This is a genomic window from Variovorax sp. P4_D9 (assembly GCF_056401695.1).
Genome location: NZ_JBFUIU010000977.1, coordinates 1 through 3,034 on the forward strand (window position 1 = coordinate 1; position 3,034 = coordinate 3,034).

General features: G+C 61.6%; 3 protein-coding genes. 1 reads left to right on the forward strand and 2 read right to left on the reverse strand.

The annotated features are described in order from the left end of the window. A partial coding sequence (locus AC1DY5_RS49365) for an AMP-binding protein (RefSeq protein ID WP_478121625.1) occupies positions 1–1,380 on the reverse strand: 1,380 nt, incomplete at its 3' end. A 36-nt stretch (positions 1,381–1,416) separates the two neighbouring features. Beyond that, positions 1,417–2,334, reverse strand: a complete 918-nt coding sequence (locus AC1DY5_RS49370) for a DMT family transporter (protein WP_478121626.1) — start codon at positions 2,332–2,334, stop codon at positions 1,417–1,419. Between the two features lie 104 nt (positions 2,335–2,438). Between AC1DY5_RS49370 and AC1DY5_RS49375 the strand changes: the two genes are divergently transcribed. Beyond that, positions 2,439–3,034, forward strand: a 596-nt coding sequence (locus AC1DY5_RS49375) for an electron transfer flavoprotein subunit beta/FixA family protein (RefSeq protein WP_478121627.1), incomplete at its 3' end; no start/stop codon positions are given.

A 3,034-nucleotide genomic window follows, 5' to 3' on the forward strand; every position in this document is an offset into this window, starting at 1 on the left:
TGATCCGGTGATCCGGATGTAGCCCTCGTCGTTCACCACGTAAGCGAGGTCTCCTGTGTCGAACCAGCCCTCTGGGTCGACGGCGTTTAGGTCTGGGCGCTTCAGATACCCGGCGAACAGCGAACTTCCTCGAAATAGGAGACGACCGGTAGTACCGACGGGAGCCGGCTTGCGGTCTTCATCAACCACCTTCACCTCGACACCACGGACCGCGCGGCCATCCGCGGTGGCCGATAGGTCGCTCGCGCGCTCAATCTGCGTCAGAGTTCCTGCGACGACCTCGGTCATGCCCCAGATCGAGCAGACGGTCAGCTTCATCGCCTTGGCCGCTCGCTCGATCAGCACCGGGGGAATGGGCGCGCCAGCACAACCGAACAGCCGGAAATCTGGCGCACCCGGATCACCCGCCTCCACCGCGCCAACCAGGTCTGAAAGGAATGGTGTTGCGGCTGAGCTGTAACTGACTTTCTCGCTGCGCATCAGTTCGAGGGCAGCGCGGACCTCCCAAACATCCATCAACACGACCGTGGCGCCGAGAATCAGCGGCATCGTGGTGAGATAGGCATATCCCATCAGATGACCGACGGGCGATGCTGCGAGAACGACATCATCCGGGGTGAGTCGCAGATCCTCGATTGAGGTGAAGAGCGTCGATAGCAGCGTGTTGGAGGTGTGCATCACCCCCTTGGGTGCACCGGTGGTACCGGAGCTGAACATCAGCAGCGCCACATCGTCCGGCTCGAGCAACGCATCGGCAAGACTGGGTGCATCCCGATCTGAGCCCGACAACAAGACCTGCTCGAATCCATCGGGGCCATCCTCGCCCACCACGACAAGACGCTCTAGATGTGGCAGTTGCGGGAGCATGCCGCGTGCCATGGCAGCATGGTCATGCCCACGATAGTTGGCTGGGACGATCAGAACCTTCGCCTCGCAGAATTCCAGCATGTAGACCAGCTCACGCTCACGGAGAATCGGCATCAGGGGGTTCGCGACTGCACCGATACGCGCAGCCGCTAGCATCGTCACGACAAACTGCCAGACATTGGGCAATTGCATCGATACGACGTCGCCTCGACCTACGCCGAGCGCGCGTAGATTCGACGCGGCCTGCGCCGCGAAAGCATCCAACTCGCGATAGGTGATGCGGCGCGGCACCCCTCCGCCCTGGACATGCGCGACAAGCGCTGTCTTGTCGGGTGTAGCCGCCAGCACTTTGGCCAGACATTCGTTGATGGTCAGGTCCTTCCACCAGCCCTGCGCGCGCATGGCCTGGGCCCGGGACTGAAGAAGTGAGGTTTCGAAAGTCATGCGGTCTCTCTTTCCGGAAAGCGAATTGAGGGTTGCTTCAAAAGTCGTACAGTAGCGCACGATCGGCATGGAGATCTATTGGGAATACCCTGATGCCTCGCTTTTTCAAGCACGGCTGTAAGTCCCAAGGGCCGTTCCGGCGATGACGGCCAGCAGACCCACACCGTGCCAGGCGGTCAACGTCTCGCCGAGCAACAGTGCCGCGAAGCCCACCCCGAACACAGGCACCCAGTAGAACCACAGCGATACCCGCGCCACGCCTATCCTGACGATGGCGTGGTTCCACGCCAAATTGCCAAAGGTCGTAGCAATCAAGGAAGAGAACAGCACCAGCATCAGTGGCCAGAACCCGGGCACCCAGGCCTTGACATTGGTTGCCGCGCCGACGATGGCCGTATGCATGGCAAGCATCAGAGTGCCGCACGCATAGATCATCGCGCTCGCGTGTAGCGCATCGGTCTCTCTCGCGAGGCGCTGGACAAGAACGCCGCCCACTGCGAAAGTGACGACCGATGCAACTACCATCGCATCGCCCAGACCCGCTTCCGCCACGCGAGCACCAGGAGACTGAAGCACGACGATCAGGACGCCGCCAAAGCCGAGCGCCACGCCTGCGATTCGCAGATACCCCAGGCGATCACGCAGCATGAGAGCGGCCATCAACGACGACACCAGCGGGCTCAAAGCAATCGCGACTGACGCGTTGGTGGCGGTCGTACGGACAAGGCCTGCAGAAAGTAGGATCTGATTCAAGTAGACCATCAGCACCGCGCAAGCAATCACGGTCGCAAACTGATTCCGCGTCATTCGCGTACGCCGTCGCGTCCCACGCTGTCTCCAAAGCATGAGGCCCATGAACACTGCAGCGATGCCCGCCCGTTCCGTCGCCATTACCGCGGGGTCATAGTAGGACGCAATGGTCTTCATCGCTGCCATATTCAACCCCCAAAGCGCCGTGACAAGAAGCAGAAGAGCAGCGAGCTGACGGCCTTCGGCCCGCGTGGGCCTGTCGTGGGACGGCATCACGGCCGCCGATGCCTGTAGGTTGCTTGCCTTGTTGCCTTCATGTCGTACGGTAGTGTACAGTCTTGATCGATACTGTCTATCAATAAGTTCGGAGTCAACCAATGAAGATCCTGGTCCCCGTCAAACGGGTCGTCGACTACAACGTCAAGGTTCGCGTCAAGAGCGACTGCACCGGCGTGGATATCGCCAACGTGAAGATGAGCATGAACCCCTTCGACGAGATCGCCGTCGAAGAGGCGGTGTGCCTGAAGGAGAAGGGCGCCGCCACCGAGATCATCGCGGTCTCGTGCGGCGACGCGAAGTGCCAGGAGACCCTGCGCACGGCCATGGCCATCGGCGCCGACCGCGGCATCCTGGTCGAGACCACCGAAGAACTGCAGCCTCTGGCGGTGGCCAAGCTGCTCAAGGCGCTGGTCGACAAGGAGCAGCCCGGCCTGATCATCCTGGGCAAGCAGGCGATCGACGACGACGCCAACCAGACCGGCCAGATGCTGGCGGCGCTGGCCGACCTTCCGCAGGCCACCTTCGCCTCGAAGGTCGAAGTGGCGGGCGACAAGGTCAACGTGACCCGTGAAGTCGACGGCGGCCTGGAAACCATCTCGCTCTCGCTGCCCGCGGTGATCACCACCGACCTGCGCCTGAACGAGCCGCGCTACGTCACCCTGCCCAACATCATGAAGGCCAAGAAGAAGCAGCT

Coding starts and splice junctions, on each gene's coding strand:
- AC1DY5_RS49370 (WP_478121626.1), bottom strand. CDS start 2,334: ATGCCGTCCCACGACAGGCCCACGCGGGCCGAAGGCCGTCAGCTCGCT.